Annotated in this window: 13 protein-coding genes; 6 read left to right on the top strand and 7 right to left on the bottom strand. The window is 75.2% G+C overall.

What is annotated here, in order from left to right; translation table 11 throughout:
* Positions 1–272: 272 nt before the first annotated feature.
* Together ACZ5WK_RS04305 and ACZ5WK_RS04300 are read left to right on the top strand one after the other, a co-directional pair.
* Positions 273–2,105, top strand: a complete 1,833-nt coding sequence (locus tag ACZ5WK_RS04305; protein WP_465544766.1) for an AMP-dependent synthetase/ligase — start codon at positions 273–275, stop codon at positions 2,103–2,105.
* Between the two features lie 231 nt (positions 2,106–2,336).
* Positions 2,337–3,527 (top strand): polysaccharide deacetylase family protein, encoded by a 1,191-nt coding sequence (locus tag ACZ5WK_RS04300; RefSeq protein ID WP_465544764.1) that lies wholly within the window; start codon positions 2,337–2,339, stop codon positions 3,525–3,527.
* A 74-nt stretch (positions 3,528–3,601) separates the two neighbouring features.
* Here the strand turns inward: ACZ5WK_RS04300 and ACZ5WK_RS04295 are convergent, their stop codons facing one another.
* Positions 3,602–3,961: a hypothetical protein gene (locus ACZ5WK_RS04295; RefSeq protein WP_465544762.1), complete on the bottom strand. Its 360-nt coding sequence runs from the start codon at positions 3,959–3,961 to the stop codon at positions 3,602–3,604.
* Positions 3,962–4,373: 412 nt separating this feature from the next.
* Here ACZ5WK_RS04295 and ACZ5WK_RS04290 point away from each other — a divergent pair, with 412 nt between their 5' ends.
* Positions 4,374–5,252, top strand: coding sequence for a nitroreductase/quinone reductase family protein (locus tag ACZ5WK_RS04290; RefSeq protein WP_465544760.1), 879 nt, complete (start codon positions 4,374–4,376; stop codon positions 5,250–5,252).
* Between the two features lie 155 nt (positions 5,253–5,407).
* Here ACZ5WK_RS04290 and ACZ5WK_RS04285 read toward each other — a convergent pair whose 3' ends face one another.
* The 3 genes from ACZ5WK_RS04285 to ACZ5WK_RS04275 all read right to left on the bottom strand — a co-directional run bounded on the left by ACZ5WK_RS04285 (position 5,408) and on the right by ACZ5WK_RS04275 (position 8,412).
* A complete protein-coding gene (locus tag ACZ5WK_RS04285) occupies positions 5,408–6,208 on the bottom strand; it encodes an SGNH/GDSL hydrolase family protein (protein WP_465544758.1) in 801 nt (266 codons plus the stop codon).
* Positions 6,209–6,556: 348 nt separating this feature from the next.
* Positions 6,557–7,312, bottom strand: coding sequence for a hypothetical protein (locus tag ACZ5WK_RS04280; RefSeq protein WP_465544756.1), 756 nt, complete (start codon positions 7,310–7,312; stop codon positions 6,557–6,559).
* A gap of 206 nt (positions 7,313–7,518) precedes the next feature.
* A complete protein-coding gene (locus tag ACZ5WK_RS04275) occupies positions 7,519–8,412 on the bottom strand; it encodes a hypothetical protein (protein ID WP_465544754.1) in 894 nt (297 codons plus the stop codon).
* Positions 8,413–8,917: 505 nt separating this feature from the next.
* Here ACZ5WK_RS04275 and ACZ5WK_RS04270 point away from each other — a divergent pair.
* Together ACZ5WK_RS04270 and ACZ5WK_RS04265 are read left to right on the top strand one after the other, a co-directional pair.
* Positions 8,918–10,087, top strand: a complete 1,170-nt coding sequence (locus ACZ5WK_RS04270) for an exonuclease SbcCD subunit D (RefSeq protein WP_465544752.1) — start codon at positions 8,918–8,920, stop codon at positions 10,085–10,087.
* Positions 10,084–13,140, top strand: a complete 3,057-nt coding sequence (locus tag ACZ5WK_RS04265) for an AAA family ATPase (protein WP_465544750.1) — start codon at positions 10,084–10,086, stop codon at positions 13,138–13,140. Before ACZ5WK_RS04270 ends, ACZ5WK_RS04265 begins: the two co-directional genes overlap by 4 nt.
* Positions 13,141–13,227: 87 nt before the next feature.
* Here the strand turns inward: ACZ5WK_RS04265 and ACZ5WK_RS04260 are convergent, their stop codons facing one another.
* Entirely contained in the window at positions 13,228–13,452 is a 225-nt protein-coding gene (locus ACZ5WK_RS04260) for a hypothetical protein (RefSeq protein ID WP_465545233.1), read from the bottom strand.
* Between the two features lie 260 nt (positions 13,453–13,712).
* Between ACZ5WK_RS04260 and ACZ5WK_RS04255 the strand changes: the two genes are divergently transcribed.
* Positions 13,713–14,327, top strand: a complete 615-nt coding sequence (locus ACZ5WK_RS04255; protein WP_465544748.1) for a DUF1990 family protein — start codon at positions 13,713–13,715, stop codon at positions 14,325–14,327.
* A gap of 161 nt (positions 14,328–14,488) precedes the next feature.
* Here the strand turns inward: ACZ5WK_RS04255 and ACZ5WK_RS04250 are convergent, their stop codons facing one another.
* Both ACZ5WK_RS04250 and ACZ5WK_RS04245 read right to left on the bottom strand, forming a co-directional pair.
* Positions 14,489–14,926, bottom strand: coding sequence for a YjbQ family protein (locus ACZ5WK_RS04250; protein ID WP_396319903.1), 438 nt, complete (start codon positions 14,924–14,926; stop codon positions 14,489–14,491).
* 323 nt (positions 14,927–15,249) lie between these two features.
* Entirely contained in the window at positions 15,250–15,516 is a 267-nt protein-coding gene (locus tag ACZ5WK_RS04245) for a hypothetical protein (protein ID WP_396319902.1), read from the bottom strand.
* Positions 15,517–16,032: the final 516 nt, after the last annotated feature.

Below are 16,032 nucleotides of genomic sequence, written 5' to 3'. Positions count from 1 at the left end.
TCCCCACGCCCTCGCCCCGATCCCGTCCGGATCATCCCTGACGTCCCGGATTCACCCACTCCCCCGCCCGTCCCACGCCGCCCCAGCCGCGGCCCGCTACGGCACTTTCCCTACGAGCCGGTGCCGATCTCGTCGCGTCACGGTCACAACCCTGGGCAGTGACAGAGCAATCCGATAGTTTCGCTCCCACCTGCCCGACCGGTCAGCGCGCCGCCGATCCGGACGCCCGAACGGGCCCGGCAGGCAGGGGCCGCAACGGGATCGGGGGCAATGTGCGCGAGTTCACCACCCCCGCACCGGCCGGACCCCCGGCCAGTGGCGGACTGGCCGACTCGCTCTACGACGCCGCCGAACGCACGCCCGGTCTGGTCCAGCTGGCCCGCCTGGACGGTTCCGGCCGGGAATGGCACGAGGTCACCGCGACGGTCTTCCGGGACGAGGTGCTGGCGCTCGCCAAGGGCCTGCTCACCCGCGGCGTCCGCTACGGCGACCGGGTCGCGCTGATGTCCCGCACCCGCTACGAGTGGACGCTGTTCGACTACGCACTCTGGTCGATCGGCGCGATCCCCGTCCCGGTCTACCCGACGGCGGCGCCCGAGCAGGTGCGCTGGATCCTGGCCGAGACCCAGGCGGTGGCCTGCGTGGTCGAGGACGAGGACCACGCCATGACGGTCGGCGCGGTCTGCGACGCGCTGCCGGACCTCACCGGGATCTGGCAGCTGGACCGCGGCTGCGTCGCCGCGATCACCGAGGACGGGCACGGCGTGCCGGACTCGCTCGTCCACCGCCAGCGACTCGGCGTCGCGGCGGCGAACATCGCCACCGTCGTCTACACCTCGGGCACCACCGGCCGGCCCAAGGGCTGCCCGCTCACCCACGCCAACCTGGCCGCCGCGGCCGACGCCCTGCTCGACGGCTGGGGCGACGTCCTCCGGGACACCGGCTGCGGCAGCCAGCCGTCGACCCTGCTCTTCCTCCCGCTGGCGCACGTCTACGGCCGGATGGTGCAGGTCGCGGCGGTCCGCGGCGGCTTCCGGATCGGGCACGTCCCCGACGTCACCACCGAGGCCCTGCTGCCCGCGATGGCCTCCTACCGGCCGACCTTCCTGCACGTCGTCCCGTACATCTTCGAGAAGATCTTCCAGCGGGCCCGGCGGACCGCCGAGGAGTCCGGGCGCGGCGAACTCTTCGAGCAGGCCCGGCAGGTGGCCGTCGAGTGGGCCGCCGCCCGCGAGCAGCGCACGCTCGGCCGCGGCCCCGGCCCGGGCCCCAAGCTGCGGCTGCGCCACCTGGCGTACGAGCGGACCGTCTACCAGCGGCTGCGGGCGGTGCTCGGCGGCCGGGTGCGCGGTGTGATGTGCGGCGGCTCCTCGCTCGGCCGGGAGCTCGGCCTCTTCTTCACCGGCATCGGCCTCGACCTGTACGAGGGGTACGGCCTCACCGAGACCTCCGCCGCGATCACCGCCAATCCGGCCGGGCGGCAGAAGCTCGGCACGGTCGGCCGGCCGGTGCCCGGCGCCACCGTCGCGATCGCCGACGACGGCGAGGTCTGGGTCCGCGGCTCCGGCGTCTTCGACGGCTACCTCAACCACCCGCGGTGCACGGCCGAGGCGCTGTACGACGGCTGGTTCGGCACCGGGGACCTGGGCAGCCTGGACGACGACGGCTACCTCACCATCACCGGGCGCAAGAAGGACCTGATCGTCACCAGCAGCGGCAAGAACCTCGCCCCGGGCGCCCTGGAGGAGCGGGTCCAGGCGCATCCGCTGGTCTCCCAGTGCCTGGTGGTCGGCGACGACCGCCCGTACGTGGCCGCGCTGATCACACTGGACCCGGCGGCGCTGGCGCACTGGCTGAAGTCGCACGGCCGCGAGCAGCTGGACCAGTGGGCGGTGCTCACCGACGAGGAGCTGCACGCCGAGATCCAGCGGGCGGTGGGCGCCGCCAACACCGCCGTCTCGCGCGCCGAGTCGATCCGTGCGTTCCGGCTGCTGCCACGGGAGTTCGGCGTGGAGCAGGGGCTGCTGACGCCGTCCCTGAAGCTGCGGCGCTCCGCGATCACGGAGTACTACGGGCAGGATATCGAGGAGCTGTACGCCCCCTGACGGTGCGTCTCGTCCCTTTTGCCGCAGGGAGGATGGCTTCTGCTGCTTTGGCGCGCGGGAGCGCGCGGTCCACCCGTCGTTCCCTTGACGATCCGAATGGTCCAGTCCATTGTTCTGCCACGGTCCGCGTGCGGCACGCCGACGGCTCCCATCCCTCGGGGAGCGCTCCACCCCGCGCCCTCCCCACGGGCGTGGTCCCCCACGGCCCCACGCAGGAGTCCTCACGTGTCCATGTCCTCACGCCTGTCCGCGATCTCGCGCCGCTCCTCACGCCTGTCCGCGATCTCGCGCCGGTCCTCACGCCTGTCCGCGCTGGCCGCCTGCGCCTCGCTCGCCGTCTGCGGCCTCGCCGCCCCGGCGTCTGCCGCACCTGCCGCGCCCGTCGCGCCCGTCGCCCCGACGGTCAACCTGGCGACCAACCCCGGGTTCGAGATCCCCGCCTCCTCGCTGGCCGACTGGGGCAGCGTCCCCGGCTGGCGCTGCACCGGCGGCCGCGCCGAGGCGGCCGTCACCACCACCGCCCCGCACTCGGGCGGCTCCGCCCTGGCCGTCACCCCGGCGGGCGACGACTCCAACGGCGAGTGCGCCCAGACCGTCTCCCTCCAGCCCGACACCACGTACACCGCCTCGGCGTGGGTCCGCGGCACATTCGTCTACCTGGGCGCCACCGGTACCGGCCGCGACGTCGCCCCCGCCTGGACCGAGACCACCGACGGCGGCTGGCAGCAGCTGACCACCCGGTTCACCACCGGCCCCGACGCGCGCACCGTCCGGCTCTACGTCCACGGCTGGTACCAGCAGGGCCCGTTCGCCGTCGACGACGTCCGGGTTCACGGCCCGGCCCCCACCCCCGCGACCGGCTCGGGCTCGGTGCCGACCAGCGACAAGGTGGTCTTCTTCACCGTGGACGACGGCTGGCAGCGCACCCCCGAGGCGGAGAGGTTCATCGCCGACCACAAGCTGCCGATCACCGCCTTCCCGCTGCCGATGCCGGCCGCCACCGACCCCGACTTCTTCCGGCGCGTCACCGCCGCCCCCGGCTCGTCGATCCAGGACCACAGCGTCTCCCACACCGACCTGACCACGCTCTCGCCCGCCGAGCAGCAGGTCGAGATCTGCGACGCCCGGGACTCCCTGACCCGCGCCTTCGGCATCGCCCCGACCGTCTTCCGCCCGCCGTACTTCGCGTGGAACGCCGACACCCTGCAGGCCGCCGCCAACTGCGGCATCCGCACCGTCCTGACGGCGGACGCCGACTTCAGCTGGGGCGCCTCCAACATCTGGCACGAGGGCACCCTGTGGCCCGGCGACGTCGTCCTGATGCACTGGACCGACACCCTCGCCACCGACCTCCAGCGCGCCCTCGCCGCCGCCGACGCGGCCGGCCTCAAGCCCGCCGGGCTGGCCTCCTACCTGCACTGACCGCTGCGGGGCCGCTCTGCCGATCCCGGGGGGACCGGCAGAGCGGCCCCGCGGCACCCCCGGCCTGACGGCGACTACGGCCGGACCCCGAGGACCTGCCGCACCCAACCGTCGAGCAGCCCGCCGAAGACGCGGGCCGAGGTGATGCCCTGAGCCGGGATCGCGCCGCCCTCACCGCCGGACAGATGGTCGACGTCGGCCCAGCCGCCCCGGAAGAGGACCACCAGCAGCTCGGTCTCCGCCGGGCCGGAGACGTGGATCCCGACGGAATCCGGATCGGCCACCCGGGCCCGGTCCGTCTCCAGGGGCTGCGGCCACCGGGCGAGCCCGTCCCGCAGGGTGACCGGGCGGACCACCAGGCCGGCCGCCCGCCACCGGTCGAGCCGTGCAGCCAACTCCTCGGCCGCCGCGTCCGCATCGACATGACGTTCCATGACGGGATCATCCGCCAGCCACCGCGGGCCGGGCACCCGGTTCTTCGCGGTACCGGCCGACGCCCCGGCGATCTTGCTCGTTGACAGGTGGCGGGGCTGGTGGCTCTAATGTGAGGCGTGCAGCGCGGCGTCGGCCAAAGAGAACTGGGCCGGCCGACAGCCGAGCGAGCACCTTTCACAGAGGGACGATGCGCGATGAGTACCTACTCCGCTTCCCTTGTCTGACCTCAGCGGCTGCGGCGGCGTCCGCGTGACGGCTTTCGTCCTCGGCTGCTGAGCCTCCGGGCTCCGGCCTCCCGCCTGCTCACGCATTGCTGCACCGCTCCGCACGTCCGTGCCGATCCGTGCAGCTCTACAGCGCCGCCTGTGGCCTTTCGCTCCCCATGTTCACGTTCGGAGAATCCACAGGCGTATGCCCATGTCTTTCAATCAAGCGATCATCGAGGAATTCCGCGCCAACGCCGGCAAGGTCGGCGGCCCCTTCGAGGGCGGGGACCTGCTCCTGCTGACCACCGTCGGCGCCCGGTCCGGACAGGAGCACACCGTGCCGCTCGGCTACGTCCGGGCGGACGGGCTGTTGCTGGTCGTCGCCTCGGCGGCCGGAGCTCCGGAGCACCCGCAGTGGTACCGCAACCTGCTCGCCCGGCCGACGGTGCGGGTGGAGCTCGGGACGGAGGTGTTCGACGCGGTCGCGGTGCCGGCCGAGGGCGCCCGGCGGGACCGGCTGTTCGAGGCGGTGGTGCGGGTGGCGCCCGGGTACGGCGACTACCAGGCGCACACCGCACGGCTGCTGCCGGTCGTGGTGCTGGAGCAGTCCGCGACCGAACCGCGTGAGGTGGCCACCCTCGCGGACAAGCTGCTGGAGGTGCACACCTGGCTGCGCGCCCAGCTGCGGCACGTCCGGGCGGAGACCGAGGCGCACTTCGCGGCCGGGCCCGCGGGCGACGGCCGGCCGCCGGGCCTCGGGCTGCAGATCCGGCAGCACTGCCTCGCGCTCTGCGAGGGACTGACCCACCATCACACCGGCGAGGACGTGGCGATCTTCCCCGCGCTGGCGCGGAGCCACCCGCAGCTGCGGGGGACGCTCGCGCGGCTGGGCGAGGAACACCGGTCGGTCGGCCGGATCAAGGACGAGCTGGTGGGGCTGCTCGCCGGGATCGGGGTGGCCGAACCGGAGCGGTTCCGGGCGGAGCTGGCGCGGATGTCGGCCGAGCTGGAGGCGCACCTGGACTACGAGGAGCAGGAGCTGCTGCCGGTGCTCGCCGGTATCCCGTTCCCGCCGAGGCGCTGAGACGCCGCGCCCGCCGGCCCCCCGCCCCGTTGCCGAGGCGCTGAGACGCCGCGCCCGCCGGCCCCCCGCCCCGTTGCCGGGGTGGGGGGACCGGCGGTGCGCAGCCGCAACCGGCGGGCGGAGCCGGAACCGGCGGGCGCCCGGCTCCGGTCCGGTTACACCTGCGCGGAGAACACCGGCAGGTAGCCGCCCGAGTGGCCGGAGGCCTTCGGGTGGTAGCTCTCGTCGATGGGCAGAGTGGTGCTGTTCAGCCAGGTGGTGCTGGAACCGCAGATCTCGTGCTCGGTGAAGATGCTCCGGACGTCACCGAAGGCGAAGCCCGCGTTGGCGGCACGCTTGGCGATGACGCCGTCCAGGACGTCCGCCGCGCTGTTGATGGCGGAGCGCTTGGTGTCGCCGATGCCGAAGATGCAGCTTCCGCCGATCTTGTAGAGGTGGGGGTAGCCCAGCACGACCACGTGGGCGTTGGGGGCCTTGGCGTGGATCGCCGCGTAGACCTGGTCGAGCAGGCCGGGCAGGGTGTTGGTGGCGTAGTTCTTCGCGGTGGCGACGGCATTGAGGCAGGCGCTGTCGGAGTCCAGCACGCAGGTCTGCATGGTGCTGGCGAAGCCCGCGTCGTTGCCGCCGATGCTGATGCTGACCAGCGTGGTGCCGGAGTTCAGCACCGAGAGCTGGTTGTTGAGTACGTCACCGGTTCTGGCGCCGGAACAGGCGACGAAGGAGAAGGACGACGGCGCGTGCGCGTTCTTCCAGAGGTAGGGGTAGGCGTTGGTGCTCCGCTTGCAGCTTCCGCTCTCGCTCGTGTAGCTGCCGGCGCCGACACCGGAAGCGTAGGAGTCGCCCAGGGCGGCGTAGTTGACGCCGGCTGCGTGGGCGGACGAGGCGGTGAAGAGGGTGGACAGGGTGAGGAGCGCCGCGAAGGCGGCGACGGACATGGAGCGGGTGGGGCGCAGCATGACACCTCCAGGGAGTGACGTGAGTCACAGAATTTGATACCAGGCAGTAGGTATCCCGGGAAGTGGTCATGCCAAGGCAATTGACGGTCAGTCTGACGACTGCGAGGTGAACTGCCCTGCGGGCAGCGGAAAGTGCGCCGGTCAGGCACCCGCGGAGCACCCTGGGACGCCCCACGGCAAGTCACTCATTCGGAGGACCGCACTTGGCCGGAGGGCCGTCCGGCAGTCCGACGGCGAGGTCCACCGGCGTGCCGGCGTGGCTGCGTGGACTGCGCGCCGCTCGAAGTCCTGACCGTCGATCAGGCGCACTGCCCCGCCGGGGGCGGCGCGCGGCGTCCGGTCAGAAGTTCACTCCCCGCCGGGGCGGGTCGCACCGGCGCCCCGGTAGGACGCGCCGGGGTGGGCCGTGCCGGGGTGAACCGAACTGGGCCGGGCGGCACCGGGCTGGGCTCCGCCGGGATGGGCGGCGGCCCCGCCCAGGTGGACCACGCCGGGGAAGACCGCGCCCGGGAAGACCTCGCAGCCCTCGTCCGGCAGCTCCTCGATCGTCTCGTTGGCGGCCGCGGGCACGCCGAGCCACCGGACGCCGGCCGACACCGCCGCCCGGGCCTGCCTCAGGCCGGGCGCACCCCAGCCGAGCAGCTCGACCGCGAGGCCGGGCGCGACCAGCAACCGCCGGTAGTGCCGCCCGGAGGCCGGATCCGGCGCGCTGGGGCCGACGGCCCGCAGCGCCGCTGCCATCCGGACCCGTGCGCACTCGTGCCCGCCGTTGGCCGAGCCCACCCGGTCGTAGAGGTAGCCGAGGTAGTGCGGCGTGCCGATCAGCGCCTGGGCCTCCTCGGCCGCCTCGCGGGCCAGGGCGGAACCCGGATCACCGGCGTCCTCGGGCTCCAGCGAGCCGCCGGGGAGCGAGACGATGCCGTCCCTGGGGTTGACCAGGGTCAGCACCCGGCCGTCCGGTGCGAACAGCCAGCCCCACGACTGCTTGACCGGCAGCCCGTCGGGCACCCGCTCGGCCGGCCGCCAGGGCCAGCCTGCGGTGGGACGCCGTCGCACCTTGCCGAGCAGCTCGGCGATCTCCGCGCTGTACTCGATCCGGCTCATGCGTCCCCCCTTTCGGTGTCGGGCTCGCCGGACCGGCGGTGCGCGGGGAGGACCTGCGGTGCGCGGTTCGGGGCGGAGCGGCCGGAGCGGCGGCGTGGGGTACCGCCGGCCCCTGCTGTTGATCTTCCCCGAAATCTTCCCCGAACAGGCGGTCGATGAACAGTCCCCAGCGCCGCTTGGTGGACACGGAGACCTGAAGTACCTGGTCAGCCCACGGCCTCACCACCCTCCTCACGCGCCCCGCCGGCACCCGGCGGCCCGGCGCCCCGCGGCCCGTCGGGCGGCACCGCGCCCGGCAGCGCGAAGCCCGGCAGCGGGACGGCGCCCGGCGGGAAGGGCATGCCCCGGCCCACGTCGTCGGCGAGCGAGTCGAACACCTCCTGGGCACTCATCGGCGCCAACCGGCCGCCCTCCAGGGCCCAGCCGCGCACCGCCTGGCCGCCGGGGGCGGCCGGATCGCCGTGCAGCAGCAGCGCGCCCGCGCCACCGGCGGCCACGCCCGCCGCCAGCGTGACGCAGAACGCCTCGGTGTCCCGGCCGGCGTCGAGCAGGCGGCCGCCCCGGACCCGGACGTCCGCGGCGGCGGTGAGCTGCTCGCCGTCCTCCGGGCCGTGGCAGCGCAGGGTCAGCAGGTGGCGCCCCTCGCCGGCGCCCTCGGCCAGCGCCAGGTAGACGGAGGTGACGTACGTCATCACCGCCACCAACCCCGGCCGCCCGGCCGGGCCCTCCCCGAGCGCGTCCAGCAGCGCGGTGCAGCCGACGGTGATCCGCACCCTGGCCCGGTGGTCGTCGGCCAGCGCCGGGAGCAGCTCGGTCAGCCGCTCCCCCGCGTAGACGAAGGGCTCGCCGGCCAGCTCCGGGTCGGCGGCGTAGGCGACGCGCGCGGCCGCGCCCGCGGGATCGAAGCCGAGGGCCTCGCAGTAGTCCTCGTAGTCGGCCGGGTCGAGCACCCGCAGGTGTACCTCGACCCCCTGCCCGCACAGGGCTCTGAGCTGGGACTCCGTCCGGCGCAGGTACTCCCGGAAGGCGAGGCCTCCGAACAGTCCGCGGCGGGCCAGGCCGGAGAAGTCGGCCTGGCGGACGGCCAGGGCGACCGCCACCGGCAGCGGCGGCGGCGCGCCGCGCGCCCGGCCCCGCTGCCGCGCTCTGCCGCCGGGAGTGCCCCGGCCCCCGCCGCCCGCACCGCCGCGCGGAGGCCGGCCGCCACCCCTCCCGTCGGACGGCGGACCGCCCGGCGGACCACCCGGCAGACCGCCCGAAGGACCGCCGCCGCCCGGCCCGCCCGGGCCCGGCCGCCGCGCGGACACCCTCCCGGGCAGCCTCTCAGAGCCCCTCCCGGGCGGCACCGGGCGGCCACCCGCAGCCGCCCCCGCAACGGCGCGCACCCGCCGCACCAGGGGCTCGGCGAGGTCGAAGAACTGGGACTGCACGGACATGGTTCCTCCCACGAGGTCCTGCCGGTCGCTCCCGAGCGGCGCCGGCGATCGCGACCATACACACCGTCACCGACAATCCACCGAGAGCGACCACCGGCCGCTCCGGGCGGGACCCCCGAGTCCCCTGTTCACGCCGCGTTGTCAGTGCCGGACGTTAGGGTCGGGGACCATGCGACTGCTGCATACCTCCGACTGGCATCTCGGGCGCCCCTTCCACCGGGAGAGCCTGCACGACGCCCAGCGCGCCTTCCTGGACCACCTCGTGGCGGTGGTCCGGGCCGAGCGCGTCGACGCCGTGCTGGTCGCCGGCGACGTGTACGACCGGGCGCTGCCGGGCCTCGAGGCGGTCGCCCTGTTCGACGACGTGCTGCACCGGCTGGCCGAGCTGGGTGTGCCCACGGTGTTCATCAGCGGCAACCACGACTCGGCTCGTCGGCTGGGCGTGGGCGCCGGCCTGATCGGCCGGGCCGGCATCCACCTGCGGACGGACCCCGGCGAGTGCGCCGTGCCCGTCCTGCTGGCCGACGAGCACGGGCCGGTGGCCGTCTACGGGCTGCCCTACCTGGAGCCGACCCTGGTCCGCGAGCAGTTCGGGCTGGCGCGCGGCGGCCACGCGGCGGTGCTCGGCGCGGCGATGGACACCGTCCGGGCCGACCTCGCGGCCCGCCCGGACGGCACCCGCGCGGTGGTGCTGGCGCACGCCTTCGTCACCGGCGGCGCCTCCAGCGACAGCGAGCGGGACATCGCGGTCGGCGGCGTCGCCTCCGTGCCCGCATCCGTCTTCGACGGCGTGCACTACGCCGCGCTCGGCCACCTGCACGGCTGCCAGACCCTCGCTCCCCACCTGCGCTACAGCGGCTCCCCGCTCGCCTACTCGTTCTCCGAGGCCGGGCAGCGCAAGACGATGTGGCTGGTCGACCTCGCCGCGGACGGTTCGGTCACCGCCGAGCGGGCCGACTGCCCGCAGCCGCGCCCGCTGGCCTGCCTGCGCGGCCGGCTGGACGAGCTGCTCACCGACGAGAGGTACGCCGGGTACGAGCAGTCCTGGGTGCAGGCGACGCTCACCGATCCGGGCCGCCCCGGCGAGCCGATGGAGCAGCTGCGCCGGCGCTTCCCGCACACCCTCCAGCTGCTGTTCGACCCCGAGGAGAGCGGGACCGTCCCCTCCCCGTCGTACGCGGCGCGGGTGAGCGGGCGGGCCGACCTGGAGATCGCCGAGGGCTTCCTGCGGCACGTCCGCCCCGGCGCCGAGCCTGACCCGCACGAGCTGGGCTGGCTGCGCGAGGGCTTCGAGACCGTCCGGGAGACCGGCGACCGGAAGGCGGAGCTGCCCCGATGAGGCTGCACCAACTCACCGTCACCGCCTTCGGGCCGTTCGCCGGCACCGAGACGGTGGACTTCGACGCGCTCGCCGCCGGAGGCCTCTTCCTGCTGCGCGGGGCAACCGGCGCGGGAAAGAGCAGCGTGCTGGACGCCGTCTGCTACGCCCTCTACGGCGAGGTGCCCGGCACCCGCCGGGTCAACCGGCTGCGCAGCGACCACGCCGACCCCCGGCGGCTGACCGAGGTCCGGCTGGAGCTGACGCTCGGCGGGCGCAGGCTCCAGATCACCCGCCTCCCGGAGCAGCTGCGGCCGAAGAAGGTCGGCACGGGGACGACCGTCGAGCGGGCTCAGACGCTGCTGCGCGAGTGGTCCGCGGACGGCTCCGGCAGCGGCGACGGCACGCCCGGCTGGCGGGCCGTCAGCAAGTCGCACCAGGAGGCCGGGGAGGAGATCCACCGCCTGGTCGGGATGAGCCGGGACCAGTTCTGCCAGGTGGTGCTGCTGCCGCAGGGCGACTTCGCGCGCTTCCTCAAGGCCGACTCTGAGGAGCGCAGCAAGCTGCTGCGGCGGCTGTTCGACACCGAGCGGTTCCAGCACGTGGAGTCCTGGCTGGCCGAGCAGCGGCGGGCCCAGGAGGCCGCCGTCCAGGCCGGGCGCCGCCGGCTGCGGGACTTGGCCAGCAAGGCCGAGCAGGCGGCCGGCCCGCAGGCCGAGCCGGCCACCGGCTGGGTGCCCGGCGAGGACGGGCCGGCCCAGGCCGCCGACCTCACCGCGGGCGTGCTCGGCTGGGCCGCGATCCTGCGCAGCGGCGCCGCCGAACAGCTCGCCGTCGCGGACGCCGCGCTGGCCGGAGCCGAGGCCGGCCACCGCGCGGCCCAGCTCGCCCGGGCCGCCGCCGAGGAGCTGGCCGGCCGGCAGCGGCGCCACCAGGCGGCGGCGCAGGAGGCGGCGCGCCTCACCGCGAGCGGTCCGGCGGTCGAGCACGACCGTCGCCGGCTGGCCGACGCCCAGGCGGCCGTCGGGGTCGAGTCGGTTCTGCACCTGCGCCGAACCGCCGCCGAGGCCCACCGGGCGGCCGCCCGGGAGGAGCGCCTCCGCCGCGAGGCGCTGGCCGGCGCACCCGGCGGCGAGGGCGCAGAGCCGGCCCGGGCCGGGGCCGAGGAGCTGGCCGCGGCCGAACAGCGGCTGCGGGCCGAGGTCGTCCGGCTGGAGGCGGCCCAGGCCGACGAGCGGCGGTGCGCGGCGCTCGGCCGTGAGCAGGCCTCGCTGGACGCGGACCGGCGCCGGGCCGAGGAACTCGCCGAGGAGGCGGCCGACTGGCTGGCCGACTTCGACGGCCGGCTCGCCACGCTGCAGGAGGAGCAGACCGCCGCCCGGGAGGCCGGCACGCGCGTCGAGCAACTGGACGCCCGGCACGGCGAGATGACGGAGCGACTGGCCGCCGCCCGCCGCCGGGACGGCCTCCGGGCGGAGATCGGAGCGGCCGAGCCGCGCGCGCTCGCCCGGCGCGCCGAGGCGCTGGACGCCCGCGAGCACAGCCAGGACATCCGGGAGCGCCGGCTCACCGGCATGGCCGCCGAGCTGGCGGAGCAGCTCCGGTCGGGCGAGGCCTGCCGGGTCTGCGGTTCGCCGGAGCACCCGGAGCCGGCCAGGCCGGCCGGCGGGCAGGTCGGCGCGGCGGACGAGGAGCGAGCCCGGGCCGCTCAGGCGGCGGCCGAGCAGGCGGCCGACGCCGCCGAACGCGAGCTCGCGGGCCTCCGGGTGCGCGAGGCGGCCGCCGCCGGCGCAGCCGGGCCCGAGAGCGTCGGGGCCCTCGCCGAGGCGCTCGCCACGCTGGAGCGGGAGCGCCGGGAGGCGCTGCGGTCGGCGGAGGGGCTGGGCCCCGTCACCGGCCAGATCGAGCGGCTGACGGACGACCGGAACCGCCGGCTCGCCGAGCTGCGCGACGCCGGTGAGCGCACGGCCGCGCTCACCGCGCGGATCGAGGCGCTCGGCACCGAGCGGGAGGGGCTCGACCACCGGGTCGCGGCCGCCCGGGGCGACGCGCCCTCGGTGGCCGACCGGGCCGCGGCGCTGGCCCGCCTCGCCGGGGCCGTGGCGGCGGTCGCCGAGGCGGCGCGGGCTACCCGGGCGGCGGCCGGGCGGCTGGAGGAGGCCTCCGGGGAGCTGGCCCGGGCCGCCGAGGCGGCCGGGTTCCCGGGCCCGGAGGAGGCCGCTGCCGTCCTGCTGCCGCGGGAGCAGCGAGAGCAGCTCGACGGCCGGCTCAAGCGGTACCACGCGGAGCTGGCCTCGGCGCAGCAGCAGCTCACCGAGCCGGAGCTGGCCGCGGCCGCGGCCCGCCCCCCGGCGGACGTTCCGGGCGCGCAGTCCCGGCTCCACGCGGCCGTCGACCGGCTGCGCCGGGCGCACGCGGCGCAGGAGGCGGCCCGCGAGCGTGGCGAGGCGCTCGCGGCGATCGGCCGGGAGCTGTCGGAGCTGGCCGCCTCGCTGGCCCCGGCCCTGGACCGGTTCGGCCGGATCAACCGGCTCGCCGCGCTCACCGCCGGCACCTCGGCGGAGAACCGGCTGCGGATGCGCCTGGAGTCGTACGTGCTGGCGGCACGGCTGGAGCAGGTGGCGGCGGCGGCCAGCGACCGGCTGGTGCGGATGTCGGGCGGCCGGTACACCCTCGTCCACAGCGACGACCGGGGCACCGGCACCAAGCGCTCGGGCCTGGCCCTGCGCGTGGTGGACGCCTGGACGGGCACCGAGCGGGACACCGCGACGCTCTCCGGCGGCGAGAGCTTCTTCGCCTCGCTGGCCCTCGCCCTCGGCCTGGCCGACGTGGTCACTGACGAAGCGGGCGGCATGCCGCTGGACACGCTCTTCATCGACGAGGGCTTCGGCACGTTGGACGAACAGGCCTTGGAGGAGGTGATGGACGTCCTCGACGGCCTCCGGGAGCGGGACCGCGCGGTCGGCATCGTCAGCCACGTCGCCGACCTGAGGTCCCGGATCCCGGCGCAGCTGCTCGTCCGCAAGGGCCGGAACGGCTCCACCCTCGCCCTGGCCGGCCGGGAGGACGCCTGACGAGGAGTTGAGGAGAGTGGAATCCGGGATCCGGGATCCGGGGAACGACGAACAGGTAGGAAAGGGTAGGGGCAGGTACCGGCGGGGTCAGCCGGAACAGGCGATCCGCTGTGCCTGCTGCCAGGCGCAGACCGGGCAGAGCGTGCTGCCCGGGTGGTCGGCGGGCAGCTCGGTCGGCTCGCCGCAGAGCACGCAGTCCGCGCGCGGACCGGTCAGCCCGGGATCGTGCGCCAGCGCGGCCTGCGCCGCCTCGGCCCCGGCCGGGGCCAGGACGCACACCAAGCCGTCGCCGTCCGCCACCGAGCCGTCCATCGCCGAGCCGGCCGTCGCCGAGCCGTCCGTCGCCGAGCCGTCCGCAGTCGAGTCGTCCGCCGCCGCGCTGCCGGCCCTCACAGCTGCCGTCACGCCCACCGCCGCGTCCACCGCCACCGAGTCGCCCGCCGCCGCTGCTTCGCTGCTCATGCCGCCTTCCTACTCCGCTCACCCACCCTGCCGCAAGGCCACCCGTGGCGCCCCGGCGACGGACCGGACCCGCGGCGTTCCCGGTCCAGGGCCTCCCGTACGGTGGCCCCGTGCCTGCCGACCTCGCCCAGATCCTGGCCTCCGCCCGCGCCGCCTCGCCGAGCTACCCCGAGGTGGGCGCCACCCGGGGGCCCCGGCTGCCGGCCGGGTACGCGCAGCTGCGGCGGCGCGTCCACCTCGGCCACGGGCCCGCCGTGCTGGAGCGGGCCGGGCGGTACGTGCTCGGCTGGGGCTGCCAGCTCGGCACCGGCTTCGCCGTCCACCCGTACGCGCCGGCCGAGGAGGGCGCGACCGTCCTGCTTCGGCTGAGCCCGCCCCGGCTGCGGTGGCCCCGCGTGGTGATCCCCTGCCGGGTGATCTGGACGGTGGACGAGCCGGACCGGATCGGCTTCGCCTACGGGACGCTGCCCGGGCACCCGGAGTGCGGCGAGGAGGCGTTCCTGGTGACCATGGACGCGACGGGCGAGGTCTGGTTCGAGGTCACGGCGTTCGCCCGGCTCGCCGCCTGGTACGCGCGGCTCGGCCGCCCGGTGGCGGTGCTCTGCCAGTACCTGGCGATCGAGCGCTACCTCGCCGCGGTGGCCGCCGCCGTCGCCGACCTCCCCGCCCTCACCGACCTCTCCCCGGCCCCGGGCGAAGCCGCAGAAACCACAGAAGCCGGGTAGCCGAGGCCACCGGGCCACCCGGCCAGCGCGAAAGCCGCGCCACCGGGCCCACCGAGGCAACCGAGGCCACCGAGGCCACCGAGGCAACCGCGAAAGCCCCTCAACCCCTCAGCCCGTCACGGCCGTCACGGCCGTCACGGCCGTCACGCCCGTCACGCCCGTCAGCCGAGGAAGGACAGCCGGACCGTCCGGTGCGGGTTGTCGCCGTTGGTGTCGATCAGGACGACCGACTGCCAGACGCCCAGCGCGAGTTGGCCGCCGATCACCGGCAGGGTGGCGTGCGGGGCGACCAGGCCGGGGACGACGTGGTCGCGCCCGTGGCCGGGGCTGCCGTGCCGGTGGCGCCAGCGGTCGTCCGCGGGGAGCAGGTCGCGAAGGACGGCGAGGAAGTCGGAGTCGCTGCCCGAACCGGTCTCCAGTACCGCGATGCCGGCCGTGGCGTGCGGCACGAAGACGTTGAGCAGGCCGTCGCGCCCGGCGGCCCGGTCGTTGAGGAATTCGGCGCAGCGGTCCGTGATGTCGAGTGCGACCTCACGGCTGCCCGTGGTGATCTCGATGGTGGTGGTGTGGAAGGGGCTGGAGTGGGTGTTGTCCGCCATGCCGTCATCCTCACCCACGCCCGGGGGTGCGCCGGCCCGCCTCGCCGACTCTCCTTGCCTGGGAGGCAGAGTGTCGTAGGCTGACCGGTTCGGGCAGCTGCCGGGCCGACCCGATCCCCCGAGGCCGCCCCCCGAGCCGACCGACCGCCCCGGGCCCACGCTGCCACCCCGGGCCCGCCGTTCGCCCGCGGACACACCAAAGACCCGACGGTCCCTGAGGTCCGTCGGGCCGGATGCCGGTCGACGCGGGGCGGCGTACTGCCCCAGGTCCCGTCCGGTCGATCTTGGCGGATCAGCGCCCGGCAAGATCGGCCGGGCAGGACCTAGCCGCGACTCCCGAACAGGCTCCGCCGCAGCCGACGCAACGGCGCCAGCAGCGACACCCGCACGTGGCGGCGCGGCGCGGTGGGGGCGCCGGCGCCGCGCGGCGTCAGCTCCCTTATCAACCCGAGAGCCTCGGCGGTGTCCACCGCCGGGAGTGCGGGCGCGCCGAGCACAGCCAGGTGACGCTCGATCCGACGGCCGGTCGCGCCGACACCGCACTGGATCGCCGGCACGCGGGGCCGAGTCCGCACTTGCATGTGTTCCATCAGTTTTTCCCACCCCTACGAGGCGCCAGGGCCGTGAGGCGAAGACTATCCGTGACTGACGGCCTTCGCGCAACCGTCCTGGTGTCCCGCCACCGTATCGCGCGGCGTCAACTGACGGCGCACCAGGGGCCACCCGTCCCGGTCACGACTAGGCATCAATGATGGTGCACGACCCGCAGAACGTCACCGGGGCCACGGGGACACGGACCCGGCGCCTGCCCGGGAGGCACGCGCCGGGCGCGCAGGGTCACCGTCGGTCACGGTCCGCACACCGCGCCCGCCCTTGACAGCCGCACATCACCCTGCGGAGTTACCTCGACAAATCCCTATGACAATCAGTTCAGGAAGTGAACACAATCGAGGGATTGACTCGGGCGAAACCTCCAAGCAATATCTTCATCGACCGCACAGGGTTGCTTCCCGCTCACCTGCGCGTTCGACTGATGAACATCGATGAGGGTCGATGATGATCTCCGGCTCCCCCGAGCCACTGCCTGGCCGCCTCGACGCTGCGGT

The organism is Kitasatospora sp. NPDC032757, from assembly GCF_055579305.1.
The sequence above is the reverse complement of the archived record's forward strand: the minus strand, read 5'-3'. Positions and strand labels throughout refer to the sequence as shown.